This is a genomic window from Nocardioides sp. SRI_004 (assembly GCF_057586415.1).
Map to the genome: position 1 here is coordinate 259,632 of NZ_JBYCZV010000005.1, position 25,355 is coordinate 284,986.

28 protein-coding genes are annotated in these 25,355 nt (G+C 72.7%); 7 read left to right on the plus strand and 21 right to left on the minus strand.

Annotated elements, in window-relative coordinates; all coding sequences use genetic code 11:
• Positions 1 to 3 precede the first annotated feature (3 nt).
• From rnc to AC2YHB_RS09035, 7 genes are all read right to left on the minus strand, one after another.
• A complete protein-coding gene (gene rnc / locus AC2YHB_RS09005) occupies positions 4 to 816 on the minus strand; it encodes a ribonuclease III (protein ID WP_487353787.1) in 813 nt (270 codons plus the stop codon).
• Entirely contained in the window at positions 758 to 943 is a 186-nt protein-coding gene (rpmF, locus tag AC2YHB_RS09010; protein ID WP_028655951.1) for a 50S ribosomal protein L32, read from the minus strand. Before rpmF ends, rnc begins: the two co-directional genes overlap by 59 nt.
• Positions 944 to 985: 42 nt before the next feature.
• Positions 986 to 1,540 carry a YceD family protein gene (locus AC2YHB_RS09015; RefSeq protein WP_218864844.1) on the minus strand — a complete coding sequence of 185 codons (555 nt, stop codon included), beginning with the start codon at positions 1,538 to 1,540 and terminating at the stop codon, positions 986 to 988.
• 69 nt (positions 1,541 to 1,609) lie between these two features.
• Entirely contained in the window at positions 1,610 to 2,107 is a 498-nt protein-coding gene (gene coaD / locus AC2YHB_RS09020; protein ID WP_036546810.1) for a pantetheine-phosphate adenylyltransferase, read from the minus strand.
• Positions 2,104 to 2,703, minus strand: a complete 600-nt coding sequence (gene rsmD / locus AC2YHB_RS09025) for a 16S rRNA (guanine(966)-N(2))-methyltransferase RsmD (RefSeq protein WP_487353788.1) — start codon at positions 2,701 to 2,703, stop codon at positions 2,104 to 2,106. Before rsmD ends, coaD begins: the two co-directional genes overlap by 4 nt.
• Positions 2,700 to 4,955, minus strand: a complete 2,256-nt coding sequence (locus tag AC2YHB_RS09030; protein ID WP_487353789.1) for an ATP-dependent DNA helicase RecG — start codon at positions 4,953 to 4,955, stop codon at positions 2,700 to 2,702. Before AC2YHB_RS09030 ends, rsmD begins: the two co-directional genes overlap by 4 nt.
• Positions 4,956 to 4,967: 12 nt before the next feature.
• Positions 4,968 to 6,677 (minus strand): DAK2 domain-containing protein, encoded by a 1,710-nt coding sequence (locus AC2YHB_RS09035; RefSeq protein ID WP_487353790.1) that lies wholly within the window; start codon positions 6,675 to 6,677, stop codon positions 4,968 to 4,970.
• A gap of 158 nt (positions 6,678 to 6,835) precedes the next feature.
• Between AC2YHB_RS09035 and rpmB the strand changes: the two genes are divergently transcribed.
• The gene (gene rpmB, locus AC2YHB_RS09040) at positions 6,836 to 7,021 is read left to right on the plus strand and encodes a 50S ribosomal protein L28 (protein WP_036546818.1); all 186 of its coding nucleotides are present in this window, start codon (positions 6,836 to 6,838) and stop codon (positions 7,019 to 7,021) included.
• A 62-nt stretch (positions 7,022 to 7,083) separates the two neighbouring features.
• Here rpmB and AC2YHB_RS09045 read toward each other — a convergent pair whose 3' ends face one another.
• Together AC2YHB_RS09045 and AC2YHB_RS09050 are read right to left on the minus strand one after the other, a co-directional pair.
• Positions 7,084 to 7,716 carry a class I SAM-dependent methyltransferase gene (locus tag AC2YHB_RS09045; RefSeq protein WP_487353791.1) on the minus strand — a complete coding sequence of 211 codons (633 nt, stop codon included), beginning with the start codon at positions 7,714 to 7,716 and terminating at the stop codon, positions 7,084 to 7,086.
• 179 nt (positions 7,717 to 7,895) lie between these two features.
• Entirely contained in the window at positions 7,896 to 8,876 is a 981-nt protein-coding gene (locus AC2YHB_RS09050; RefSeq protein WP_179647582.1) for a thiamine-phosphate kinase, read from the minus strand.
• A gap of 130 nt (positions 8,877 to 9,006) precedes the next feature.
• Between AC2YHB_RS09050 and AC2YHB_RS09055 the strand changes: the two genes are divergently transcribed.
• Entirely contained in the window at positions 9,007 to 9,243 is a 237-nt protein-coding gene (locus tag AC2YHB_RS09055; RefSeq protein WP_028655943.1) for an Lrp/AsnC family transcriptional regulator, read from the plus strand.
• 2 nt (positions 9,244 to 9,245) lie between these two features.
• On the plus strand, positions 9,246 to 9,716 hold the full coding sequence (locus AC2YHB_RS09060) for a DUF3515 domain-containing protein (RefSeq protein WP_179647583.1): 471 nt from the start codon (positions 9,246 to 9,248) through the stop codon (positions 9,714 to 9,716).
• On the opposite strand, the gene AC2YHB_RS09065 is transcribed toward AC2YHB_RS09060, so the two are convergent.
• On the minus strand, positions 9,713 to 10,837 hold the full coding sequence (locus AC2YHB_RS09065; RefSeq protein WP_179647584.1) for a D-alanine--D-alanine ligase family protein: 1,125 nt from the start codon (positions 10,835 to 10,837) through the stop codon (positions 9,713 to 9,715). The genes AC2YHB_RS09060 and AC2YHB_RS09065 overlap by 4 nt on opposite strands.
• Before the next feature lie 24 nt (positions 10,838 to 10,861).
• Between AC2YHB_RS09065 and AC2YHB_RS09070 the strand changes: the two genes are divergently transcribed.
• Positions 10,862 to 11,953 carry a trans-sulfuration enzyme family protein gene (locus AC2YHB_RS09070; protein WP_207006360.1) on the plus strand — a complete coding sequence of 364 codons (1,092 nt, stop codon included), beginning with the start codon at positions 10,862 to 10,864 and terminating at the stop codon, positions 11,951 to 11,953.
• Between the two features lie 3 nt (positions 11,954 to 11,956).
• Here the strand turns inward: AC2YHB_RS09070 and AC2YHB_RS09075 are convergent, their stop codons facing one another.
• On the minus strand, positions 11,957 to 12,961 hold the full coding sequence (locus AC2YHB_RS09075) for an NAD(P)H-dependent glycerol-3-phosphate dehydrogenase (protein WP_179647586.1): 1,005 nt from the start codon (positions 12,959 to 12,961) through the stop codon (positions 11,957 to 11,959).
• On the minus strand, positions 12,961 to 13,707 hold the full coding sequence (locus AC2YHB_RS09080) for a lysophospholipid acyltransferase family protein (protein ID WP_487353792.1): 747 nt from the start codon (positions 13,705 to 13,707) through the stop codon (positions 12,961 to 12,963). The genes AC2YHB_RS09075 and AC2YHB_RS09080 overlap by 1 nt, the downstream gene beginning before the upstream one ends.
• 78 nt (positions 13,708 to 13,785) lie before the next feature.
• Here AC2YHB_RS09080 and cofC point away from each other — a divergent pair, with 78 nt between their 5' ends.
• Positions 13,786 to 14,424, plus strand: coding sequence for a 2-phospho-L-lactate guanylyltransferase (gene cofC, locus AC2YHB_RS09085; protein WP_487353793.1), 639 nt, complete (start codon positions 13,786 to 13,788; stop codon positions 14,422 to 14,424).
• A 75-nt stretch (positions 14,425 to 14,499) separates the two neighbouring features.
• Here the strand turns inward: cofC and AC2YHB_RS09090 are convergent, their stop codons facing one another.
• From AC2YHB_RS09090 to leuC, 4 genes are all read right to left on the minus strand, one after another.
• Positions 14,500 to 15,129: an HU family DNA-binding protein gene (locus AC2YHB_RS09090; protein ID WP_036546836.1), complete on the minus strand. Its 630-nt coding sequence runs from the start codon at positions 15,127 to 15,129 to the stop codon at positions 14,500 to 14,502.
• A 174-nt stretch (positions 15,130 to 15,303) separates the two neighbouring features.
• Positions 15,304 to 17,256, minus strand: coding sequence for an LTA synthase family protein (locus tag AC2YHB_RS09095; protein WP_487353794.1), 1,953 nt, complete (start codon positions 17,254 to 17,256; stop codon positions 15,304 to 15,306).
• A 74-nt stretch (positions 17,257 to 17,330) separates the two neighbouring features.
• Positions 17,331 to 17,924: a 3-isopropylmalate dehydratase small subunit gene (leuD, locus tag AC2YHB_RS09100; protein ID WP_036546842.1), complete on the minus strand. Its 594-nt coding sequence runs from the start codon at positions 17,922 to 17,924 to the stop codon at positions 17,331 to 17,333.
• A gap of 22 nt (positions 17,925 to 17,946) precedes the next feature.
• Positions 17,947 to 19,347, minus strand: a complete 1,401-nt coding sequence (gene leuC / locus AC2YHB_RS09105; protein ID WP_036546845.1) for a 3-isopropylmalate dehydratase large subunit — start codon at positions 19,345 to 19,347, stop codon at positions 17,947 to 17,949.
• 100 nt (positions 19,348 to 19,447) lie between these two features.
• On the opposite strand from leuC, the gene AC2YHB_RS09110 reads away from it, so the two are divergent.
• A complete protein-coding gene (locus AC2YHB_RS09110) occupies positions 19,448 to 20,170 on the plus strand; it encodes an IclR family transcriptional regulator (protein ID WP_028655929.1) in 723 nt (240 codons plus the stop codon).
• Between the two features lie 9 nt (positions 20,171 to 20,179).
• On the opposite strand, the gene AC2YHB_RS09115 is transcribed toward AC2YHB_RS09110, so the two are convergent.
• Positions 20,180 to 20,659, minus strand: a complete 480-nt coding sequence (locus tag AC2YHB_RS09115) for a methylated-DNA--[protein]-cysteine S-methyltransferase (protein WP_179647593.1) — start codon at positions 20,657 to 20,659, stop codon at positions 20,180 to 20,182.
• Positions 20,660 to 20,666: 7 nt separating this feature from the next.
• Positions 20,667 to 22,172, minus strand: coding sequence for a DNA-3-methyladenine glycosylase 2 family protein (locus tag AC2YHB_RS09120; protein WP_487353795.1), 1,506 nt, complete (start codon positions 22,170 to 22,172; stop codon positions 20,667 to 20,669).
• A gap of 95 nt (positions 22,173 to 22,267) precedes the next feature.
• Here AC2YHB_RS09120 and AC2YHB_RS09125 point away from each other — a divergent pair, with 95 nt between their 5' ends.
• A complete protein-coding gene (locus AC2YHB_RS09125) occupies positions 22,268 to 22,750 on the plus strand; it encodes a hypothetical protein (protein WP_487353796.1) in 483 nt (160 codons plus the stop codon).
• A gap of 1 nt (position 22,751) precedes the next feature.
• Here the strand turns inward: AC2YHB_RS09125 and AC2YHB_RS09130 are convergent, their stop codons facing one another.
• From AC2YHB_RS09130 to AC2YHB_RS09140, 3 genes are read right to left on the minus strand one after another with little or no spacing between them, the layout of a single operon-like run.
• A complete protein-coding gene (locus AC2YHB_RS09130; protein ID WP_487353797.1) occupies positions 22,752 to 24,011 on the minus strand; it encodes a sensor histidine kinase in 1,260 nt (419 codons plus the stop codon).
• Between the two features lie 47 nt (positions 24,012 to 24,058).
• On the minus strand, positions 24,059 to 24,730 hold the full coding sequence (locus AC2YHB_RS09135; protein ID WP_487353798.1) for a response regulator transcription factor: 672 nt from the start codon (positions 24,728 to 24,730) through the stop codon (positions 24,059 to 24,061).
• A 7-nt stretch (positions 24,731 to 24,737) separates the two neighbouring features.
• Positions 24,738 to 25,202: a DUF2231 domain-containing protein gene (locus AC2YHB_RS09140; RefSeq protein ID WP_036546851.1), complete on the minus strand. Its 465-nt coding sequence runs from the start codon at positions 25,200 to 25,202 to the stop codon at positions 24,738 to 24,740.
• Positions 25,203 to 25,355: the final 153 nt, after the last annotated feature.

Here is a 25,355-nt window from a genome sequence, read left to right on the forward strand (position 1 = left end):
GGCTCAGCTGCCCGCGGCGAGCGGGCGGCCGTTGGCGTCGAGGCCGAGCGCTGCGGCGATCTCGCCGTAGGCGGTCTCGGCGGCGCCCTGCTCGGCTTCCTTCTTGGAGCGGCCGTGGCCGTTGCCGTAGAGCTTGTCGCCGACGCGCACCTGGGCGACGAAGGTCTTCATGTGGTCGGGGCCGTCGTCCTCGATGACGTACTCCGGCACGCCGAGGCTCTGGTCGGCCGCGAGCTCCTGGAGGGAGGTCTTCCAGTCCAGGCCGGCGCCGAGCGCCGAGGCTGCCTCGATGAGCGGGTCGAAGAGCCGGTGGACGACGACCGAGGAGACCTCGATGCCGCCGCTGAGGTGGATCGCGCCGATCACGGCCTCGACCGTGTCGGACAGGATCGACGCCTTGTCGCGGCCACCGGTGGCCTCCTCGCCGCGCCCCAGCTTGATGTGGGCGCCGAGGCCGATCTCGCGGGCCACGCCGGCGAGCGCACGGGCGTTGACCACGGCCGCGCGCAGCTTGGCCAGCCGACCCTCGGAGAGGTCGGGGTGGACCCGGTACAGCGTCTCGGTGACCACGACGCCGAGCACCGAGTCGCCGAGGAACTCCAGCCTCTCGTTGGTCGGAAGACCACCGTTCTCGTAGGCGTAGGAGCGGTGCGTCAGGGCGCGGTCGAGCAGCTCGGGGTCCAGCGTGGGATCCCCGAGCGCTCGTCGCAGCTCGTCGTAGGCAGTGATGCCGTCGGCCTGACGCAGGTGGGTCAGGTCAGAGGACCTGGCGGCGGTCGGCGCGCGCGCCGTACTGGCCGCAGGTGCCGCAGGCACGGTGCGGCAGGTGCTTGGCGCCGCAGGCCGGATTGGCGCAGGTCACCAGCGACGGGGCGACAGCCTTCCACTGCGAACGACGGTGACGCGTGTTGCTGCGCGACATCTTCCGCTTCGGAACAGCCACTGTCTTCTCCTTGGTTCGGGTGCGCTCGGGGTCGAGCGCTCGTCAGTCTGTGGGGTCTTGCTCGAGCTTGGTCAGTGCCGCCCACCGCGGGTCGATCGGCGCCTCGTGCGCGTGGTCCGGCTCGTCGATGAGTCGCACCCCGCACTCGGGGCACAACCCGGGACAGTCGTCCTGGCACAAGGGCTGGAACGGCAGTGCGAGCACCACCGCATCCCGCAGCAGCGGCTCCAGGTCGACCAGGTCGTCCTGCAGCATGCTGACCTCGTCGTCCTCCTCCGCCTCCGCGGAGTCCCGGATGTCGTCGTAGACGAACAGCTCCTGGAACGTCACCTCGAGCTCGTCGTGGATCGGCTCCAGGCACCGTGCGCACTCACCCTCCAGCACGGCCGAGGCCGTCCCGGTGACGAGCACGCCTTCCATGACCGCCTCCAGGCGCAGGTCGAGCTCGACCGGCGCGCCCTCGGGAACGGAGAGGACTTCGATGCCCAGATCTGCTGGAGCCGGCACTGTCCGCGACACCTCACGCTGGGACCCCGGGCGGCGGCCGAGCTCGCGAGTATCGAGCACGAGCGGCGCTCTCGGGTCCAGGCCGTTCAGATGATCACTTCCAGGTCCGGGCACAACAGATCGGAGCAACTGTAGTGGGGCGTGTGGGACGGCTCCAAATCACTCACCCCGTCCCGTCGTGCGAGAGGCCAGCTTCGCGGTCAGCCGGGCCTGCACCGCGGGGGGCACGAGGCCGGAGATGTCACCCCCGAGGGAGGCCACCTCCTTGACCAGGCTGGAGGAGACGTAGCCGAGGCTGGCCGTGGTCGGCACGAACACCGTCTCCACCCCGGTGAGGTGGGCGTTCATCTGCGCCATCGGCAGCTCGTACTCGTAGTCGTTGCCGCCGCGCAGGCCCTTCACGATCGCCTGGGCGTCGATCTCGCGGCAGAAGTCGACGATCAGCCCGGTGAAGCCCATCACGGTCACGTTGGGCAGGTCGGCGCACGCCTCACGGAGCATCTCGAGGCGCTCCTCGGGGTCGAAGAGCCGCGACTTGGAGATGTTGGTGCCGGTCGCGACGACCAGCTCGTCGAAGAGGGCAGCCGTCCGCCGGAAGATGTCGACGTGGCCGTTGGTGACCGGGTCGAAGGAGCCGGGACACACCGCGCGGGTCATGGGGCGAGGCTATCGGTCGGGTCCGAGGCGGCCTCCGCCAGCCACAGCGTGGTCTCGCCGTACTTCTTCTGGCGTCGCTTGCCGGCCAGCGGCTCCAGGCCCCGAGGCCACGTCGGCTCCGGGCTGCGGCGGGAGCGCTCCACGACCACCAGCGCCCCGTCCGACAGCCAGCCCTGGGCCGCGAGGAGCGCGAGGTCGGTGGCGACCGCCTCGTCGCTGAGCGGGTACGGCGGGTCCGCGAAGACGATGTCGTACGACGACCGCGCGGCCTCGCCGAGCACGGCGGCCACGGAGCGGGCCACCACCTCGGCCACGTCGCACCCGACGCTGCGGGCATTGGCCCGGATCAGGTCGGCGGTGCGCCGGTCGGACTCCACGAGGGTCACGGCCGCCGCGCCGCGGGACCAGGCCTCGAGCCCGATCGCCCCGGACCCGGCGTACAGGTCGAGGAAGCGCAGGTCGTGCAGCGAGCCCGACCAGGACTCGATCGCGGAGAACAGCGCCTCGCGGACGCGGTCGCTCGTGGGTCGGGTCTGGTCGCCCTTGGGCGTCTGCAGGCGGCGGCCGCCGGCGCGGCCGGCGATGATGCGGGTCACGACTTGTCCACGAACTCGGCCTGCTGCGACAGCTCCAGGTCGCGCACGGCGGCGGCGAGACCGGGAGCCTGGCCCAGGCCGGTGTCGACGTCGAGCAGGCCCTCGGCGGCCTCCCGGGCGGCGAGGATCGTGTCCTCGTCGCGCAGCACCCGCAGGTTGACCAGGCTGGAGCGGCGCCCGGCCTGCGAGGCGCCGAGGACGTCGCCCTCGCGGCGCATCTCCAGGTCGACCCGGCTGAGCGCGAAGCCGTCGGTGGTCGCGGCGACGGCGTCGAGCCGCTCGCGGGCGGGCGACTCGGCGTCGGCGTGGGTGACCAGCAGGCACAGGCCGGGCAGGCCGCCACGACCGACCCGGCCACGCAGCTGGTGGAGCTGCGAGACCCCGAACCGGTCGGCGTCGAGGATGACCATCGCGGTGGCGTTGGCGACGTCGACACCGACCTCGATGACGGTCGTCGACACGAGGACGTCGATGTCGCCCGCGGCGAAGGCCCGCATGGTGGCGTCCTTCTCGTCGGCGGGCAGGCGACCGTGCAGGCGGCCGATCCGCAGGCCCTCCAGCGCGCCGGACGACAACCGCTGGACGACGTCCTCGACGGCCGCGGCGGGCGGACGGGGCCGCACCTCCTCCCCCTCCCCCGCGTCGTCGTCGGGCAGGTCGACCACGTCCACCTGCCCGGCCTCGGCCTCGTCACCGGAGATGCGCGGGCACACGACGTAGACCTGGTGGCCCTTGCCGACCTCCTCCCGGACGCGCTCCCAGACCCGGGCGAGCCACGCGGGCTGCTCGGCGAGCGGGACCAGGTTGGTCTGGATCGGCGCCCGACCGGCGGGCAGCTCGGTGAGCGTCGAGGTCTCGAGGTCGCCGAAGACGGTCATCGCGACCGTGCGCGGGATGGGGGTCGCGGTCATCACCAGCAGGTGCGGCGGGCTGGCCGCCTTGTCGGTGAGCGCAGCGCGCTGCTCGACGCCGAAGCGGTGCTGCTCGTCGACGACCACCAGGCCGAGGTCGGCGAAGAAGACGTTGTCCTGCAGCAGCGCGTGGGTTCCGATCACGATGCCGGCCTCACCGCTGGCGATCCGCGAGAGCGGGCCCGTGCGCTGGGACTTGTTCATGGAGCCGGTCAGCAGCTCGACGCGCGTGCCGGCACCGGAGCCGAAGATGGTGCCGCCCTCGGCGAGCTCGCCGAGCATGGTGACGATCGAGCGGTAGTGCTGCTGGGCGAGCACCTCGGTCGGCGCGAGCAGCGCCGCCTGGCCGCCCGAGTCGACCACGCGCAGCATCGCCCGGAGCGCGACGAGCGTCTTGCCCGAGCCGACCTCGCCCTGGAGGAGCCGGTTCATCGGGTGCGGCTGGGCGAGGTCGTGGTCGATCTCCTTGCCGACCGATGCCTGCCCGGCGGTGAGCTCGAAGGGCATCCGCTCGTCGAAGGCCGCGAGGACCGCGCCGTCACCGCCGTCGCGGACCGTCGCGCCCTGCTCGCGGACCGCCCGGCGTCGACGGCCGAGCACGAGCTGGGTGACCAGCGCCTCCTCGAAGCGGAACCGGTGGTGGGCACGCGCGACCTGCTCGCGGTCCTCCGGCCGGTGCACCCACTCGTAGGCGTCGGCGATGCCTGCGACGTCGTACTCCTCGCGCACGGGGGCGGGCAGCACCTCGGGCACCTCGCCGACGACCTCGCGGGCGAACTTCACCGCGCGGGCGACGTCCCAGGTCTGCAGGCCCTTGGTGAGGGGGTAGATCGGGTAGAGCGCCCCGAACTCGAGGACCTCCTGCACGGCGCTGTCCTCGTCGCCGTCGTCGGTCATCCCGAAGATGCTCAGCTGCGGGTTGGTCAGCTGCCACTGGTCGCGGAAGCGCCCGGCCTTGCCGAGGAAGACACCGCGGTTGCCGATCGCGACGCGGCTGGCGTGCCACTCGGCCATGTGCGCGGTCTTCGCGAAGAAGGTCATCGTGAGGCTGGGGCCGCCCGTGCGGAGGGTGGCCTCGACCCGGTACGCCGGCCGGCCGGTACGACGATCGGTGTAGCGGTGGGTCGTGGACCCCGCGATCTCGCCCACCACGCACAGCAGCTGGCCGATGCGGAGGTCGGAGACCCGCGTCAGGGAGCCGGTCTCGAGGTAGCGCCGCGGGAAGTGGCGCAGCAGGTCGCCGACCGTGCGCAGCCCGAGTCCGTCCTCGAACTTCTTGCGCTGCGCCGGCTTGGCCGCCCCGAGGACGGCGGTCAGCGGTGAGTCGAAGGTGATCGCCACCGGGGTCCTTCCCTACTCGACGGACATCAGGAGCGGGTAGCGCTCCTGGCCACCGTCGTACACCACGACGTCGACATGGGGGTGGAACTCCTCCACCCACGCCGTGGCGCGCTCGGCGAGATCGCCGCAGTCGACGCCGCCCACGAGCGTCACCAGCTCGCCACCCGCGGCGAGCAGCCGGTCGAGGACCACGAGCGCGACGCCGCCGAGCTCGTCACCCACGACCGCGAAGTCACCGGCGATGACGCCGAGCGCGTCGCCGGGCTCGCACGGACCGGCCATGGTCATCGCCTGCCGCGCCGCGATGGTGACGGCGCCGTGCCGCACGTGGCGTGCGGTGGCGGTCATCTCGGTCACGTCCTGGTCGAACCCCCGGCCGGGCTCGTGCACGGCGAGCGCCGCCAGGCCCTGGACCTGCGCATGGGTCGGGATCACGGCGACCCGCAGCCCCCGGCCGCCGTGGTCGGCCTCGGCGGTGCTCGCTGCGGCGAGCGCCGCGCGCACCGTCGGCTCGTCGTTGGGCAGGACGACGACCTCGCGCGCCCCGCAGCCGGTGATCGCCTCGAGCAGCTCGCCGGTCGACGGGCGCCGTCCCGGCCCCCCGTGTACGACGACCGCCCCCGCCTCCTCGAAGAGCGCCGCCAGTCCCGGCCCGGCCGCGACCGCCACCACCTGGCGGCCGGCCAGCGCCGGCAGCGCCGGAGCCTCCTGCTGCGCCTCCTGGCGGGCGATCTGCTCCGCGAAGTGGGTCACCCGGATCCGGTGCGGCCGCCCGAGACCGAGCCCCGCCTCGATCGCGGCGCCGACGTCGTCGGTGTGGACGTGCACGTTCCACAGGCCGTCGCCCCCGACGACCACGACGGAGTCGCCGAGCTCGCCCAGCCTCGCGCGCAGCCCGGGTGCGACGTCGTCCGGGGTGTCGAGCAGGTACATCACCTCGTAGGCGGGGCCGTCCTCGCAGAGGTCCGCGCCCGCGCCCGCGGCGGCGACGTGCGGCACCGGGATCGCGTGGCTGCCCAGCGGAGCGGTGACCGGAATCGGCCGGCGGCCGGTCAGCACGGTCTCGGCGGCGTCGAGGATCACCGACAGTCCGCGCCCGCCGGCGTCGACCACCCCCGCCTGGGCGAGGACCTCCAGCTGCTCGGGCGTGTGGCCGAGCGCCTCGCGGGCGGCGGCGGCCGCCTCGGTCAGGACGTCGCTGCTGCGCGCGCCGGGCTTCGCGGCCTGGACCGCGGCGGCCTCGGCCGCGGCCCGCAGCACGGTCAGCATCGTCCCCTCGACCGGCTCCCCGACCGCGGTGTAGCTGGCCGCCGACGCCTGTCGCAGCGCGTCGGCGATCACCTCCGCGTTCACCTCCTGCGGGGTCGCGGCCGCGATGCGGCGTACGGACGCTCCGAGCATCTCGCTGAGGATCACGCCGGAGTTGCCGCGAGCGCCCAGCAGGGCGCCCCGGGCCAGCGCGGCGAGGACGGCGTCACGAGCGGCGCCGGGCTCCGCCTGGGCCTCCCGCACGGCGTCGCGGGCGGCGACGACCGTGAGGTACATGTTCGTGCCCGTGTCACCGTCGGGGACCGGGTAGACGTTGAGCGCGTCGATCTCCTCGCGCGCCTGGGCCAGGGCGTCGACGGCGATGTCGACGAAGCGGGCCACGGTGTCCAGCGCGATGCCGCCACCGGCGTCGCTGCCCGCACCGGCCACCCCGGCCGTCGTCCCGTCCTCCATCGGCCTCACATTAGTGGGCCGGGACGGGTGTCCGACGATTTCGGCCACGGGACGTTCCTCGGCTATTCTCTTCCGGTTGCCCGAAGCGCCGTCCGCGCGCGGGCCGACCAGCCTTCAAGACCAGTTTCACGAACTGACCGCGATCTCAGGAGTTACCCATGGCCGCCGTGTGCGACATCTGCGACAAGAAGCCGATCTTCGGCAACAACCGGCCGTGGTCCCGCAAGATCACGAAGCGCCGCTTCGACCCCAACATCCAGCGCGTGCGCGCCGTCGTCAACGGCACCCCGAAGCGCCTCAACGTCTGCACCGGCTGCATCAAGGCCGGCAAGGTCACCCGCTGACCCCAGCACGTCGTCGCTGACCCGTCACGCCCCGGCGTGACGGGTCAGCGCATTTTTCCGGCCTACGGGCGCTCCAGCAGCAGGACCAGGCCACACCCGGCCTCCGCGCGGACGTCGACCAGCTCCAGCGTCGGCGGCAGCTCGTCGCGCAGCCGCCGCGCCTCCTCGACCGAGCCCAGCTGGAGCAGCGCCGAGCCGTCGGCGTGCAGGTGCCGGTCGACGGCGGCCACGCACTCCCGCGCCACCCGGAGACCATCGACACCGCCGTCGATCGCCAGGACCGGGTCCGCCGGGAAGCAGCCGGTCTGGTCGGTGCGCACCCACGGCGGGTCGGCGACGATCAGCGGGTAGACCTCGTCCCGCGGCAGGCCGTCCAGCGCCACCTGACGGACCTCGACGAGGTCGCCCCTGCCGGCGGCCCGGGCATTCGCGGCCGCGTAGCCGCAGGCGACCGGGTCCACGTCGACGCACACCAGGCGCCGACCCGTCCCGTGGACGGCCAGCAGCCCGATCTGCCCCGCGCCGCTGCACAGCTCCAGCACCGGGCCGGGCGGCGCCTCCGCGAGGAGCTCGCGCGCCCACTCGGCCTGCAGGACGGTCCACGGCCGGGGCGTGAGCACCCGGGCGTCGTACGCGATGGTCAGGGGGCCGAAGGACACCGACCGGGGAGCGAGGTCGGGACGTGCGAGATCCATGGTGCGGAGATACCCGCGAGGACGTCGCGCAGTCGCCTGCTCCCGACCATGCAGTGTCGGCCTGCCGCCAAGCCAACGCTGGACCCACGCAGGACGACCGCGGCGCGGCAGCGCGGCGGGAGCGCAGCGACGGCAGCTTGCTGCCCCCGGCCGGAGCGAAGACGCGCTCGCGCGGTGAATCAGAAGTGCGACCAGCCCAGAGGGCCGTCGTACGACGCCCCGTCGACCGTGACGCGCGGCGCACCCTCGGCGGGCGCGGCGCCGACGGTGCCGATGCGCGTCCAGCCGTCCGGCAGCGCCACGTCGGCCGGGAAGGTGGCGAGCAGCGCGTGGTCGTCGCCGCCGGCGAGGATGAAGCGCAGCGGGTCGGCGCCGGTGGCCTGGCCGACGGCGAGGAGCGGCTCGGGGACCTCGAAGGACGCGGTGGCGACGTCGATCGACACCCCGGACGCCTCGGCGACGTGCCCGGCCTCCGCGAGCAGGCCGTCGGAGATGTCGACCATCGCGGTGGCCCCCGCCTCGGCGGCGACCACCCCGGCGTCGTACGGCGGCTCGGGGCGGCGGTAGGCCTCCACCAGCACCCGCGGCGAGCGGAAGCCGCGACCGAGCACCGCGAGACCGCCCGCGGCCCAGCCCTGGCGGCCGCAGATCGCGACGACGTCGCCGGGGGCCGCTCCCGAGCGCAGCACCGGCGAGACCGTGCACGCGCCGATGGCCGTCACCGAGACCACCACCTGGTCGGCCCGGCTGACGTCACCACCGACGAGCCCCGCGCCCACCTTGGCGCACTCCTCCGCGAAGCCGCGGGTGAAGTCGAGCGCCCACTGGGCGGGCAGGTCCGCCGGCGCCGCGAGACCGACGGTGAGCCACTGGGCGCGTCCGCCCATGGCGTTGATGTCGGAGAGGTTCTGCGCGGCCGCGCGGGCGCCCACGTCGGCGGCGTCGGCCCAGTCGCGCCGGAAGTGGCGGCCCTCGACCATCACGTCGGTCGAGACGACCACGTGACCCTTGCGCACGCGCAGGACCGCGGCGTCGTCACCCGGCCCGACGAGCACGTCCTCACCGGGGGCCGTGGCGGCGACGATCTCGCTGATCCTGTCGATCAGGCCGAACTCCCCCACGTCGGCGAGGCTCGCGTCACGGTCCGTCCCGGAAGTCATGGGTCCATCCCACCAGACCCGGGTCACGGGGCCGACAACCGGCACTTGCGCCGGTTATCGGCCTGCGGCGGATCGCGGTAGGTTGAGGCCGTTCCACAACCGACCAACCCCAACGAAGGAGGCGTGTCCCATGGTGGTTCAGGCCTACATCCTCATCCAGACCGACGTCGGCAAGGCCGCGGAGGTCGCACGCGAGGTCGGCAACATCAAGGGCGTCACGCTGGCCGAGGACGTCACCGGCCCCTACGACGTGATCGTCCGTGCGGAGGCCCGCAACGTCGACGAGCTCGGCAAGCTGGTCGTCTCGAAGGTGCAGAACCTCGAGGGCATCACCCGCACCCTGACCTGCCCGGTCGTCCACATCTGAGGATGCGCCGGACAGCGGCCCTGCTGCTGCTCGTCCCCGTCCTCGCCGCCTGCGGCGGACCGGTCGACGTCGACGTCCCGGAGATGTCCGACGCCGACCGCGCCACCTGCGACGCCTTCACCGCCGCGCTGCCCGCGACGCTCGCCGAGCAGGAGCGCGACGACGTCGACCCGAGCGACGCCCCCGCGGCGGCGTACGGCGACCCGGCGATCGTCGTGCGCTGCGGCGTCCCCGAGCCGAAGGGCTTCGACCTGGCCGCGTCGTGCGAGCAGGCCAACGGCGTGGGCTACTACATCCCCGACGAGCAGTACGACGACCAGGGGCTCGACCTGACCATCACGGCGGCCGGCTACCGCCCGCGCGTGGAGGTCACCGTGCCGGCGGAGTACCGCCCCAACGCGGGTCCCGCGGCGATGGCGGTCCTGGCGCCCCTCATCAAGGAGCACCTGACCCTCGTCGACGACTGCGACTAGCGCAGACCCGTGTCGCGGTTCAACGCCAGCGTCAGCAGCCGGTCGACCAGCTCGCCGTAGGGCACACCCGTCGCGGCCCACATCTGCGGGAACATCGACAGCGGCGTGAAGCCCGGCATGGTGTTGAGCTCGTTGACCACGAGCGAGCCGTCGGGCATGAGGAAGAAGTCGACGCGGGCCAGGCCCTCGCAGCCGACGGCGGTGAACGCCTGCGCGGCGAGCTCGCGCATCCGCTCCTGGACGCCGTCCGGCAGCAGTGCGGGGACGTCCAGCTCGGTGTGCTCCTCGGGGAGGTACTTCGCCTCGAAGTCGTAGAACTCGTGGTCGCCGGTGATCCGGATCTCGGCCGGGAGGCTGGTGTCGACGCCGCCGTCGAGCGCCTCGAGGACGCCGCACTCGACCTCGCGGGCGCCCTCGGCCGACACCTCGACGAGCACCTTGGGGTCGTGCGCCAGAGCACCCTCGATCGCCGCGTCGATCTCGTCGGCCGTGTGGGCCTTCGCGATGCCGATGCTGGAGCCGCCGCGGGCGGGCTTCACGAAGAGCGGGTAGCCGAGCGTCGCGACCCGCTCGCGGACCGACTGCGGGTCCTTCGCCCACTCGCGCGCGGTCACCGTCTCCGACGGCATGACCGGCAGGCCGGCGGCCTGGAGGGCGACCTTCATGAACGCCTTGTCCATGCACAGCGCCGACGCCAGCACCCCGGAGCCGACATAGCGCACGTCGGTCATCTCGAAGAGGCCCTGGATGGTGCCGTCCTCGCCCCACGGGCCGTGCAGCAGCGGGAAGACCACGTCGACGTCGCCCAGCGCGCGCGGCGGCGCGGACGCCTCGCTGACGACCAGCTCGGTGCCCTCGGCGGTGCGGGCGAGGGAGACGGACGCCCGCTCGCCGTCGACCGACGGCAGCTGCCCGGGACCGGTGATCCGGTGCCGCGACGGGTCGTCGGCCTCCAGCACCCAGCGACCGTCGGTCGCGATGCCGATCGGGACGACGTCGTACTTCTCGCGGTCGATGGCCTGCAGCACGCTGCCGGCCGTGACGCACGAGATGGCGTGCTCGCTGGAGCGGCCGCCGAAGACGACGGCGACGCGGATACGGCGGCCAGTGGGAGCGTTCATCGCGGATGACCCTACCTTTGGGGCATGCCAGGTCCCACGTTGCGCCCCGCCACCCTCGCCGTCACCGCCGGCCGGCCGCCGCACGAGGCGGACCAGCCGCTCAACGTGCCGATCACGATGACGTCGACGTACGTCGCGACCGGCGAGCTCGAGTACGGCCGGTTCGGCAACCCCACCTGGACGGCCTTCGAGGACGCCCTCGGCGCGCTCGAGGGCGGCCGCGCGCTGGCCTTCGCGTCGGGCATGGCCGCCGTGACGACGCTGCTGGACCTGGTCGGCCAGGGCAGCAGCGTGATCGCGCCGCAGCATGCCTACAACGGCACGGTCGCCGCCCTCGCCGACGCCGAGTCGCGCGGGCGCCTGCGGGCCAACCTCGTCGACATCACCGACACCGCCGGCGTGATCAAGGCGATGGAGGACGACGAGGACTGCGCCTTCCTCTGGATCGAGTCGCCGACCAACCCGGCGCTCGAGGTCGCCGACGTCCCCGCCCTCGCGGCCGCTGCGCGCGAGCTCGGCATCCGCGTCGTCGTCGACAACACCTTCGCCACTCCCCTGCTCCAGCAGCCGCTCGCCGACGGCGCGGACATCGTGCTGCACTCGGCGACGAAGTACATCGCGGGCCACAGCGACGTGCTGATGGGTGCGCTCGTCGTCCCGCCTGCCGGCACCGACGACGAGGTGTACGACGCCCTGAAGGCCCGCCGCGGGCTGGCGGGATCGACGCCGGGGCCGTTCGAGGTGTGGCTCGCCCTGCGCGGGCTGCGCACCCTGCACGTGCGCCTCGACCGGGCCCAGGCCAACGCCGCCGAGCTCGCCCGCCGGCTCGCGGAGCACCCTGCCGTCGAGGAGGTCCGCTACCCCGGCTTCGGCGCGATCGTCGCGCCGGTCCTGGCCGGTGGCGCGGACGCCGGCGACTTCCTGGTGCGGGCGACCTCGCTGTGGGTCCACGCGACGTCGCTCGGCGGGGTGGAGTCGACCTTCGAGCGCCGGCGCCGCTGGAAGCTCGAGGCCGCGACCATCCCCGAGGGACTCGTGCGGATGTCGGTCGGCATCGAGGACGTCGACGACCTCTGGGACGACCTCGTGCAGGCGCTGGACCGGATCAACGCCTGACGGTCAGCTCAGCTCGGCCTTCGTGTCGCGGTTGATGAACGCCTCCATCAGCTGCGCGGTCGTCAACCGGCCCTGCACGACCTCGTCGACGGCGTCGACGATCGGGGCGTCCACGCCGGTCGCGGCCGCCAGGGCGCGCAGCGACGAGCAGGACTTCGCGCCCTCGGCGACCTGGCGGGTCGAGGCGTAGATCTCCTCGACCGTCATGCCGTGGCCGAGCTTCTCGCCGAAGGTGCGGTTGCGCGAGAGCGGCGAGGAGCAGGTCGCCACGAGGTCGCCGAGCCCGGCGAGGCCCATCAGGGTCAGCGGGTTGGCGCCCTGGTTCATGGCCAGGCGCGCGGTCTCCGCGAGGCCTCGCGTGATCAGGGACGCGGTCGTGTTGTCGCCGAAGCCGAGGCCGACGGCCATGCCGACGCACAGCGCGACGACGTTCTTGTAGGCGCCGCCGAACTCGCAGCCGAGGACGTCGACGCTCGTGTAGGGCCGGAAGGCCGGCGAGTGGACGCGCTTCTGGAGCTGGGTCGCGACCGCCTCGTCGGCGCACGCCACGACGGATGCGGCCGGTTCGCGGCGGGCGATCTCGCGGGCGAGGTTGGGGCCGCTGACGACGGCGATGCGGCTCGCACCGACGTCTCCCACCTCGGCGATCACCTCCGACATCCGCTTGAGGGTGCCGAGCTCCACGCCCTTCATCAGAGAGACGAGCACGGCGTCCTGCTCGACGTACGGCAGGAAGGTGGGGAGGTTGTCGCGCAGCGACTGCGACGGGACCGCCAGGACCACGATGTCCGCACCCGCGAGCGCCTGCTCGGGGTCGTGGGTCGACGTGATCCGCCGCGGCAGCTCGATGCCCGAGAGGTAGTCGACGTTCTCGTGGCGCTCGTTGATCGACGCGGCGACCTCCTCGCGCCGAGCCCAGATCGACACGTCGTTGCCGGCGTCGGCGAGCACGATGGAGAAGGCCGTCCCCCACGAACCGGCCCCCAGGACCGCGATCTTGTCACCCATCAGCCCGCCGCCTTCTTCTTCTTCTTGAATCGATCCCCGTGCACGGCCATGTCGTAGCGCTCCGCCGGCGCCTGCTCGCCACGCACCAGCTCCAGCTGGTGCGTGATCGCCGCCATGATCCGCTCGGTCGCCTCGTTGACGACCGCGCCGGTGCGCTCCTTGGCGCGGAGGTCGTCGAGCTGCACCGGCGGACCGACGCGCATCACGATCTTCTTGCGCGGCACGGGGTGCGGGTTCTTCGTGTACGGCGCCAGCAGCTCCTGCGCGCCCCACTGGCCGACGGGGATGACCGGGCAGCCGGTCTCGAGCGCGATCCGGGCCGCACCGGACTTGCCCTTCATCGGCCACATCGCCGGGTCACGGGTGATCGTGGCCTCCGGGTAGATCACGACGCACTGGCCGTTGCGGACGGCGTCGACCGCGGCGGCGTACGCGCCGACGGCGTCATTGGTCTCCCGCTTCACGGGGATCTGGCCGGCCCCCCGCAGGAAGTAGCCGAGGACCTTGTTGTCGAAGAGGCCGGACTTGGCGAGATAGCGCGGCTTGTAGCCGTGGTCGTAGACGAGGTGCGCCGCCGTGAGCGGGTCGACGTGCGAGATGTGGTTGAGCGCGATGATGAACCCGCCGGACTCGGGGATGTTCTCGCCGCCGATCCACTCGCGCTTCGTGGTCGCCTTCAGCACGGGCTTGATGATCGGGACGGCGATGTTGAAGGCCCAGCCCCGTCTCTCCTGCAACTTGCGCACCGTCACGAGGATGCAGGTTACCGCTCGTCACGGGCGGCCGCCCTCCAGACGCGCATGGGCGGCTGGGAGGATGGAGGGATGGTCGTGCGCCCGGGCTCCTTCGCCGTGCTCCTGCCGGTGAAGTCTCCGGGGAGCGGCAAGTCCCGCCTGTCCGCGCTCCCCGACGCCGACCGGCGCCGACTGGCGGCGGCGTTCGCGACCGACGCCGTCTCGGTGTGTACGACGACACCGGGCGTCGCGCTCGTCGTGGTGGTCAGCGACGACGAGGCCTTCGCTGCCTCGCTGGCCGGCGACGGTGTGGCGACGTGCGCCGATCCGGGCGCGGGCCTCAATGCGGCCCTTCGCCATGGCGCCGCGTTCGCGCACGACCTGGCGCCGGGGTTGCAGCCGGTCGCCCTGCTCGCCGACGTGCCGGCCCTGACCGCGGCCGACCTGGCCGAGGCCCTCGACCACGCACGCGCTGCCGGGCGGCCCTGCTTCGTCGCGGACGCGGACGGCACCGGGACGACGCTCTACACGGCGTCGTACGACGCCTTCGATCCCCGCTTCGGCGCGGGTTCCGCCGACGCGCACCGCGCCTCCGGCGCCCTGCCCCTGACCGGTTCGCTGGTCTCCCTCCGCCGCGACGTCGACGACCTGGCGGCGCTGGCCGACGCGGTGACGCTCGGCGTGGGCGCGGCGACGGCCGCCGCGTTGCCCGCGACGCTGCGCGCCTGATTCCCCCGCCCGGGCGGGAAATGACGATCGGGCCGCCCTCCCGGAGGAGGACGGCCCGATCGGCGCTGTCGAGCGTCAGGCCTTCTTGGCCGGAGCCTTCTTCGCGGGCGCCTTCTTGGCCGGAGCCTTCTTGGCGGGCGCCTTCTTGGCAGCCGGGGCGGCCTTCTTGGCCGGGGCGGCCTTCTTGGCAGCCGGAGCCTTCTTGGCCGGGGCGGCCTTCTTGGCAGCCGGAGCCTTCTTCGCCGGAGCGGCCTTCTTGGCCGTGGTGGCGGCCTTCTTCGCCGGCGCAGCAGCCTTCTTGACCGCGGTGGTCGCGGCCTTCTTGGCCGGAGCAGCGGCCTTCTTCGCCGGGGCGGCAGCCTTCTTGGCGGCAGCGGCCGGAGCAGCGGCAGCCTTCTTGGCGGGCTTCGGCAGGGCCGGGAGCTTCTTCGCGCCGGAGACGACGTTCTTGAGATCGGCGCCGGCGCTGAACTTCGGAACGGCCTTCTTCTTCGTCTTCACGCGCTCGCCGGTCTGCGGGTTGCGGACCCAACGGGCGTTGCGGACGGCCTTCTCGAAGGAGCCGAAGCCGGTGATGGCGACCTTCTCGCCCTTGGCCACCTGGCGGGTGATGGTGTCGAGAACCGAGTCGAGTGCGTGAGCCGCGTCCTTGCGACTGCCCTCGAAGCGGTCAGCCAGCGCATCGATCAACTGAGACTTGTTCACTACCTGTCCTTTCGAAACGCTCCGAGGGGGCGTCCCTTGGGCTTGCGGCCGAGCCCTCGCCCAGCCGTCCTTCCAGCGAACGCTAGGCACTAGTGGGCACAGTCACAATCACCACGCCGTGCTTTCCGGACCTTTTTTCACGGAAACGGCGGTAATTGGGCGATTTCCGGCATTTCAGGACACCGCACCGGGCCACATCGCGTCGAGTGCGAAGCGTTGACCGATGGAGAAGTCGAACTGCACGAGCCGCATGTCGTCGAGCAATTGGCGCGTCGTCGCGTCGAGCTCGGTCTCCTTCACCGGCTCGCCCGACGCATCGAGCAGGCGTCCTTGCTGGATCGCGCTGACGTGCTGGTGGACCGCGTCGAGCATGGCGAGGTACGGCGGCACGGGCGCGTCGGCGACGTCGTACAGCAGGGGAAGGAAGAACGCCGGGCTCGTCGTCGGGATCGCCCGCGGCACGTTGTGGCCGGGCTGGTTGCTCCAGATGAAGAAAGGCGTGCGGTAGAGCGCGAGGCCCTTGTTGTCGTGCTTCACCGACGAGTCGTAGATGCCGGGCAGGTGGTCGCCGTAGAAGAGGACGATCGTCTTCTCCGGTCCCTTCTCCAGCTTGTCGAGGAAGTCGGCCACGGCCTCGTCGGTGTGCTCGAGGCCCCGTGCGTACTGGCCGATCCTCCTGCCCTCTCCCCCACCGGCGCCGCTGACCGGCACCGGGTCGGTGTAGTTGCCGTCGACGGGGATGTGGTTCTGCATCGTCACGAGGTTGACCATCAGTGGCTTCTCGTGGTCGTCGATCTGCGTCAGCACCTCGTCGAACGCCGCTTCGTCCGAGATGTAGGGGTTGTCGTCGATCGTGTCGGTCTCGTGGATCGTCGTGTCGTGGATGAAGTCGTCGAACCCGAAGCGCTGGTAGACCTGCTCGCGCTTGTACATCCCGACCCGGTAGGGGTGCACGGCGATCACGTCGTGGCCCTGGCCGTGGAACCAGCCGACCGCCGACGGGTAGTCGTCGTGCTCCGGCACGAGCATCTGGTACGGCGACAGCATCTGCGGCCGGAACAGGCCGAGCGACTGGCCGGTCAGCGTCTCGAACTCCATGTTGGCCGTGCCGCCGCCGTACATCTGGGCGAGCATGTGGCCCGACGCCGTGGACGCCATCCGGGCGCGGGTGCGCGGGATCGGGTCGCGGCCGAGCTCGAAGCCGTCGAGCTCGGTGGGGTCGGTGAACGACTCACTCAGCACCAGCACGACGTTGACGTCGTCGAGGCTGCCCTTGCGGTGCGCGTTGATCCGGTCGGCCAGCGCCGTGTAGCGGTGGGCGACGTCGGCCATCGCCGCTTCGTCGTACCCCTTCGGCTGCTTCATGGCGTCGACCGGCATGTTGAAGAGGAAGCCGCCGAGGAAGCCGTTGGAGCGGTAGTTGGTCTTCTGGTTCCAGTAGCGCCAGTCGTTGCCGCGCAGCTCGTAGAGGCCGCGCCACATGTTGCCCGGGTGGTTGAACTGCGCGGCCTGGACCAGCAGGACGCCCGTGAGGACACCGACACCGACGCGCAGGCCGAGCATCAGCAGCACGTGCTCGCGCGCCAGCGTCCGCAGTCGTGGGCGCGGATGGCGCCGCTCGATCCGGACGGCGAGGCGGACGGCAGCGACGAAGATGCCGACCACCAGCAGGGCCGCCACGACGAGCAGCACCGGCGAGACCAGCGAGGCCAGGAAGCCCGGCTCGGAGAGGAAGTCGCGATCGCTCGGGTAGACCGGCTCCTCGCGGTACTGCATCTTCACGAGGTTGGCGAGCGCGACCACGACCGATGTCGTCAGGACGACGGCGATGGACCACGCCAGCCGCCCGATCACCGCCCACAGGAAGCCGATCACCACCCACAGCACGAGGGTGTCGAGGTAGAAGGCGCCGCTGTCGAAGAAGAGGTCCTTGAACCAGCGCGGCAGGAACAGGCCGAGTGTGCCCGCCTCGAGCACGAGCGCGGAGGCCGCCGCCGCCTGCAGGCTGCCGAGCACGCCCCGACGCAGCACGGCTGCCAGGGGCGGGGACGCCGTCGCGGGCGCTGGCGCGTCGTCCGGGTCAGGCTCCTCCGTCACCCTGTCGTCGGGGCGAACGAAAGAGGACACGGGGTGAACTGTAGTTGTCCACCCCGTGTCCTCGCGTCAGGGTTTCCCCCGAGATCTCGCGTCGTTGAGCGGGATCAGGCGTGCTGCGTGACCGGCTTGAAGCTCGGGCGTCCGGCCTCGTACGCCGCGATGTCGGCCTCGTTGCCCAGCGTGATGCCGATGTCGTCGAGCCCGTTGAGCAGGCGGTAGCGCGTGTAGTCGTCGATCTGGAAGGGCGCGACCAGCTCGCCGCAGGTCACGGTGCGGGCCTCGAGGTCCACGGTGATCTGCGTCGTCGGGTCGGCCTCGATCGCGGCCCAGAGCTGCTCGATGACGTCCTGTTCGACGGGGACGGAGAGCAGGCCGGCCTTGCCCGAGTTGCCGCGGAAGATGTCGGCGAAGCGGCTCGAGAGCACCACCTTGAAGCCGTAGTCCATCAGTGCCCACACGGCGTGCTCGCGCGACGAGCCGGTGCCGAAGTCGGGGCCGGCGACGAGGATCGAGACGCCCTGGTACTCGGGCTTGTTGGCGACGAACTCCGGGTCGTTGCGCCATGCGGCGAACAGGCCGTCCTCGAAGCCCGTGCGGGTCACGCGCTTGAGGTAGACCGCCGGGATGATCTGGTCGGTGTCGACGTTGCTGCGGCGCAGCGGCAGCGCCGTACCGGTGTGCGAGGTGAACTTCTCCATGACTGGAAGACCTTTCGGTGTTTCAGACCAGGTCGGCGGGCGACGCGAGCGTGCCCTTGACGGCGGTGGCGGCGGCGACGGGGACGGACACCAGGTGCGTGCGGCCACCCTTGCCCTGACGACCCTCGAAGTTGCGGTTGGACGTCGACGCCGAGCGCTCCTGCGGCTGCAGCGTGTCGGGGTTCATGCCCAGACACATCGAGCAGCCCGCTCCGCGCCACTCGGCACCGGCCTCGATGAACACCTTGTCGAGGCCCTCCTCCATCGCCTGGAGGCGCACGCGCACGGAGCCGGGGACGACGAGCAGGCGGGTGCCCTCGGCGACCTTGTGGCCCTTGATGATGTCGGCCGCCAGGCGCAGGTCCTCGATCCGGCCGTTGGTGCAGGAGCCGACGAAGACGGTGTCGACCTTGACCGAGCGCAGCGGCTGGCCGGCCTCGAGGCCCATGTACTCCAGCGCCTTCTCGGCGGCGAGCTTGTCCGACGGGTCCTCGAAGTCGTCCGGCGACGGGACGTTCGCGCCGAGCGGCGCACCCTGGCCGGGGTTCGTGCCCCAGGTGACGAACGGCGTGACGTCGGCCGCGTCGATCACGATCTCCTTGTCGAAGGTCGCGTCGGCGTCGGTGACCAGGGTCCGCCAGTGCGCGACGGCGGCGTCCCACTCCGCGCCCTTGGGCGCCTCGGGCTTGCCCTCGATGTAGGCGAAGGTGGTCTCGTCGGGCGCGATCATGCCGGCCTTCGCGCCCCACTCGATCGACATGTTGCACACCGTCATGCGGCCCTCCATCGAGAGCGCCTCGATGGCCTCGCCGCGGTACTCGACGATGTAGCCCTGCCCACCGCCGGTGCCGGTCTGGGTGATCAGGTAGAGGATCAGGTCCTTCGCGGTGACGCCCTCGGCGAGCGTGCCGTTGACCGTGACGGCCATCGTCTTCGGCTTGGCCTGCGGCAGCGTCTGCGTCGCGAGCACGTGCTCGACCTCGGACGTGCCGATGCCGAACGCGATCGCGCCGAAGGCGCCGTGGGTGCTGGTGTGCGAGTCGCCGCACACGATCGTCATGCCGGGCTGGGTCAGGCCCAGCTGCGGGCCGACGACGTGCACGATGCCCTGCTCGACGTCACCGAGCGGGTGCAGCCGGACGCCGAACTCCGCGGCGTTCTTGCGCAGGGTGTCGACCTGGGTCTTGCTCACCGGGTCGGCGATCGGCTTGTCCCAGTCGATGGTGGGGACGTTGTGGTCCTCGGTCGCGAGGGTGAGGTCGGGGCGTCGTACCTTCCGGCCGGCCAGGCGCAGGCCGTCGAAGGCCTGCGGGCTGGTCACCTCGTGCAGGAGGTGGAGGTCGATGTAGAGGAGGTCCGGCTCTCCCGGGGTCGACCGGACGACATGCTCGTCCCACACCTTCTCCGCCAGGGTCCTGCCCATGACTCGCTCCTCCTCGTTCGGGTCGTTCGCGGCACCACTGCCGTGAACCAAGTTGAAGCCTACGCTTGCATCCCAAGATCCGAGACGGCAGTATTGCCATATGGACAACTCGAGCGGCGTCGGAGTTCTCGACAAGGCGGCCCTGGTGCTCACCGCACTGGAGTCCGGCCCGGCCACCCTGGCCGGACTGGTGGCGGGCACGGGCCTGGCCCGGCCCACGGCCCACCGCCTGGCGGTGGCCCTCGAGCACCACCGCCTCGTCGCGCGCGACATGCAGGGCCGCTTCGTGCTGGGCCCGCGCCTGGCCGAGCTGTCCGCCGCCGCCGGCGAGGACCGCCTGCTCGCCACGGCCGGTCCGGTCCTCGCGCGACTGCGCGACATCACCGGCGAGTCCGCGCAGCTGTGGCGCCGCCAGGGCGACCACCGTGTCTGCGTCGCCGCCGCCGAGCGTCCCTCCGGCCTGCGCGACACGATCCCCGTGGGCTCGCAGCTGACCATGCGGGCGGGCTCCGCCGCGCAGGTCCTGCTCGCCTGGGACGACCCGGAGCGGATCCACCGCGGCCTGCAGAACGCCGCCTTCTCGGCCGCCGAGCTGTCCGCGATCCGCCGCCGCGGCTGGGCGCAGTCGGTCGGCGAGCGCGAGCAGGGCGTGGCGTCGGTGTCGGCACCGGTCCGCTCCCCCGGCGGCAAGGTCATCGCGGCCGTGTCGGTCTCCGGCCCCCTCGAGCGGCTCTCCCGCCAGCCCGGCCGCATGCACGCACCTGCCGTGCTCGCCGCGGCCGAGCGGCTCTCGGAGTCGCTGCGCCGCGCTGCTGCCGAATAGCCCCCAGCCTCAGAACAGAGCAGGCTGCTCGAGTCCGAGCAGGAGCTGCTTGCGGTCCAGCCCGCCGGCGTACCCGGTGAGCGTGCCGTTGGCGCCGATCACCCGGTGGCACGGGATCACGATCGGGATCGGGTTGGCTCCGTTGGCCGTGCCGACGGCGCGGGAGGCGGCGTTGCTCTTGCCGAGCCGCGCCGCGATCTCGCCGTACGACGCGGTCTCGCCGTAGCCGATCTTCACCAGCTGGTCCCACACGTCGCGCTGCCAGCCGGTGCCGACGGGAGCCAGGGGCAGGTCGAACACGGTGCGCTCGCGGGCGAAGTACTCCCCCAGCTGGCGTGCGGTCTCGACGAGCAGCGGCGCGTCGTCCGCGCGTGGGCCGCGGGGACGGCCGTCGTGGTCGCGGAACGGTGAGAACTCGATCGCGGTGATCGCACCGTCCTGCTCGACGATGCGGAGCGGTCCGACGGGCGACTCGATGACGGTCCACATGGTGGGTTCATCCTTCCAGTGATGCGGACAACGAGGTCCACAGGTGCAGCAGGGCGTAGGAGCGCCAGGGCGCCCAGGTGGCGGGGTCGGCGGCGGCACCGGCCGGCAGCGCGGCCAGGCCGTTGCGGACGCCGACGTCGGTCGGCAGCCAGATGTCGGGGTGGCCGAGCGCACGCAGCGCGATGTAGTCGGCCGTCCAGGGGCCGATGCCGGGCAGCGCCAGCAGCCGCTCGCGGACCTCGCCCCGATCGGGCCCGCGGTCGAGGACGAGGTCGCCGTCGGCGAGGGCCGCGGCCAGGCCGATCAGTGCCCGGCCCCGGGCGCGCGGCATCCGGAAGTCGGTGGGGTCCATGGCGGCGACCGTGGCGGCGTCGGGGAACAGGTGGGTCAGGCCGTCGACGGTCGTCGTCACCGGCCTGCCGTGGGAGGCGACCAGCCGGGCTGCGGCGGTGCGCGCCGCGACGACGGTGACCTGCTGTCCGAGCACGGCCCGCACCGCGATCTCGCTGCCGGCGACATGTCCCGGCACGCGCAGCCCCGGCCTGGCCTCGACCAGCGGGGCGAGCGCGGGGTCGGCGCCGAGGTGCGCGTCGACCGCCACCGGGTCGGCATCGGCGTCCAGCAGCGCACGCATCCGCGCCACGGCCGCGGCGGTGTCGCGCAGGTCCTCCAGCGCCAGCCGCAGCGGGACGTACGACGTCCCGGCGCCCGCCACGTCCGCGAGCTCGACCCGGGCGGTCCCCGGTCCGTGCGGCAGGTCGAGCGTGCGGGCGTACCAGCCGGAGCCGTCCTCGTCGACCTCCGCGACCTCGATGCCGGGGATCGCCCGGTCGGCCAGGAAGCGCAGCAGCGCACTCCCGCGGAAGGGCGTGCGCACGGCGATCCGCAGCTGGATGCCGCCTGCCGACGCCCCGCTGGAGGCGCGGCGGCCGCGGAGCTCGCTCGGCGAGGCGGCGTACACCTCCTGCATGGTGTCGTTGAACTGCCGCACGCTGGAGAACCCGGCCGCGAACGCGACATCGGTCAGGGTGAGGTCGGTGCTCTCGACGAGCGCCCGGGCGGTCTGCGCGCGCTGCGTGCGCGCGAGGGCGAGCGGGCCGGCGCCGAGCTCGGCCGTCAGCAGCCGCGAGAGGTGGCGCGAGGTGTAGCCGAGCCGGGTCGCGAGCCCCTCCACGCCCTCACGGTCGACGACGCCGTCGCTGATCAGCCGCATCGCGCGACCGGCGACGGTGGCGGCGACGTTCCAGTCGGGGCTGCCGGGCGTGGCGTCGGGCAGGCAGCGCTTGCAGGCGCGGTAGCCGGCGCCCTGGGCAGCCGCGGCGGTGCGGTGGAAGGTCACATTGGCCGGGGCCGGCGTGCGGGCCGGGCACGAGGGCCGGCAGTAGATGCCCGTGGTGCGGACCGCGGTGTAGAAGACGCCGTCGAAGCGGCGGTCGCGCGACTGGACGGCCGTGTAGCAGCGGTCGAACTCCAGCTGCGCCGCCTCGTCGACCTGCGGGCTCGTCGTCTCCATGGCTCCATCCTGCCTTCCCCCACCGACATCGACTGGCGGAAATCGGACACGACGAGGTGCTCCCCGCGGCGCGCTGCTTCTGCCACGCTGTCGCCATGGCGGAGACACCGAGCACCAGCAACCTCGTCAACCCGCTCGACCTGCTGATCAAGTCCCAGCAGGTCGCGCTCAAGCTGACGACCGACGTCCTGCGGACGGTGCGCGACACGGCCGTCGACGCCGTCACCCAGCCCGACGAGCTGGCGAAGCAGGTCGGCGAGCTGGCCGGCGCCGTCGCCGGCATGGCGACCGCGGTCACCGGCATCGCCGGCGCGACCGCGAAGCCGCTGCAGGACTTCATCGTCCGCCAGCGCGAGCTCGCCGACACCGTCCACACCCTCGCCGAGGCGCAGGCCGAGCTCGCGGGCGTCGTCGCGAAGCTCGCCGAGCGGCACGCCGAGGCGGTGGCCGCACTGGAGAAGGTGACCGCACCGATCTTCACGATCGTCGGCACGGATCCGACGCCGCCGAAGACGCGGGCGTCGAAGAAGACCGCCGCCGCGCGGCAGGCGCCGCGCAAGGCGGCCGCGGGCGACTGACTCAGCCCTCGCCGCTGATCCGCCCGGGCAGCCGTACGACGAACGTCGCTCCGCGCCTGCCCCCGGTCCTGTCGAGCCGGAGGTCACCACCGGCCCCGCGCGCCAGGCGCCGGGCCAGGGCGAGCCCGAGGCCGGCGCCGCCCCCGTCCGTCACTCCCGGCTCGAAGAGCCGGTCCACGAGGTCGGCCGCGACGCCGGGGCCGTCGTCCGAGACCAGCAGGTCGACGCCGTGCCCGTCGGCGCGGGCCGTCACCGTCACGGTGGTGGCGAGCCGCGACCCGTTCTCGACCAGCGGCCCGAGGATCCGGGCCACGAGCTCCGTCGGCACCCTCAGCTCGAGTCCGTCCGGCAGGTCCAGCACGAGACGACCACCGGCGGCGGCAGCGTCGAGGGCTCCGGCGATGTCGTCGGCGCCGGTGAGCCCGCGCGCCTCACGTGCACTGCCGCGCGCCTCGTCGAGGAGGACCGTGATGGTTCCCGACATGGACGCGCAGGCCTTCTCGATGACGGCCAGGTCGTGGCGCAGGTCGTCGTCGAGGTCGGCCCGGGAGGCCAGCAGCTCCACCGTCGCCCGGACCGTCGTCAGCGGGCTCCGCAGCTCGTGCGCCATCTCCGCCGAGAGCCGCTGCTCGGCACGGATCGCGGCCGCGACGTCGTCGAGGAGCTCGTCGAGCACCTGCCCCAGCGCACGCAGCTCGTCGGACGGTGGCCCGAGGTCGAAGCGGCGGTCGAGGTCGTGCTCGCTCCATGCCCGCGCCGCAGCGGCCATCTGGCGCACCGGACGCAGCGCGCGGCGGCTGATCATCGCCGCGACGAGGCTCGCCAGCGCGACCATGACGACGCCGGCGCTCCCAGCGACGACGAGTCCCGTCCGCTCGTCGCGTTCGTAGGGCCTGAGCGACTCGGCGACGACCACCGCGCCCGGGACGTCTCCTCGTGCGACCGGGACCGCCAGGATCCGGTACTCCTCGCCGACCGACGCCGTACGCCGTCCCTCGGTCCGGGACAGGCGGTCGAAGGACTCCCGCAGCAAGGGCGGGGCGCTCCCCGCGACCAGCCGCCCGTCGAGGTAGACGGCAGTCCCGGGCCCGAGCACGGCCGCGGGCGGCGACCCGTCGGGACCCGTCTCGACGGCCTCGACCACCGCCGCGGCGCGATCGTCGAGGACACGCCCCACCACACTGCGCGTCGTCCGGTCGATGATGCTGTTCGTGACGGCGACCAGGACCACCGCCACGGCTGCGGAGACCAGGAAGGTCACCAGGACCAACCGCCTCCGGACGGTCCAGGGCTCCGCGCGCGCCCCGGTCACAGGCGGTCCTCGAGGGTGTAGCCGACGCCGCGCACGGTCCTGATCACCTGCGGGGAGTCGATCTCGTCGAGCTTGGCGCGGAGCCGGCGCAGGAACGAGTCGACGGTGTTGTCGCTGACGATCGCGCCGTCCGGCCAGGCAGCGGCGACGACCGCGCCGCGCCGGACCACCTCGCCCGGACGCGAGGTGATCGCGGCCAGCAGGCGGAACTCCGTCGGCGTCAGCACGGCGGACGAGTCCCCGCTCCGCACGGAGTGGGTCACCGGGTCGAGGACGAGTCCGGCCGCAGGGGCCGGGGCCGGGCGCGCCCGCCGGGCGAGCGCGGCGAGCCGTGCCAGCACTTCCTTCGTCTCGAACGGCTTGACGACGTAGTCGTCGGCACCTGCGGCGAACCCTGCCAGCACCTCGTGGGTGGCCCCCAACGCGGTCAGGAAGAGCACGGGCGCGTCCTGCCCCGCCGAGCGGAGCGCCTGGACCACGTCGCGGCCGTCGGCGTCCGGCAGGCCGACGTCCATGACGATCACGTCCAGCGCGCGCTCCGGGCCGAGCAGCTCGACGGCCTCACGGCCGTCGTGCGCCGCCGCGACCTCGTGACCCGCCGCACGCAGCGAACGGACCAGGATGCTCCTGATCGCGTCGTCGTCCTCGCACAAACCGATCGTCAGCACCGGCACATCATGGCGCGCTCGACGCGACCTGGTCGCCCCACGCCGCCTGGGCCCCGGAGTCGCCGACCCGGTACACCTGGACCCCGGCGGCCACGGCAGCGACCAGGGCCAGCGCCGCGACGGCGCGCAGGCCGGAGACCGACCCCTTCCCGGCGTCGCGCCGTCGGTCGAGCCAGACGAGGACCGCAGACGTCGCCAGCAGGGCCAGCGCGAACCAGATCAGCTGGTCCCCCAGCGCGGCGTGCCGGCCGGGATCCCCCACCCTGTGCTCCAGCTCCTCACCGCTGGACGTGGCGACCGGGACGAGCGCGGTCGCCACGGCGGCACAGGCCACGACGAGCGGGCCGTAGCGAGCCCTCCAGGCAGGGCGCACCACGATCGCGACCGTGCCCAGGACCGCCAACGGCAGCAGGACCACGACGGCGTGCACCACCAGCGGGTGGACGGGGATTCCGTTGACCAGGTCGAACATGCATCTTCTCCTCGCAGGACGCGGCCGCGGGTCCGGCCGTCGCAGCGAGCGTGGCCGACGTCGCCTGCAAGGAACCTGACTGCGTCAGCGCGCCCGCACGCCGACGGGCGGCCACCGGAGCCCGGTGACCGCCCGCCGTCAGGTGGTGCTGCC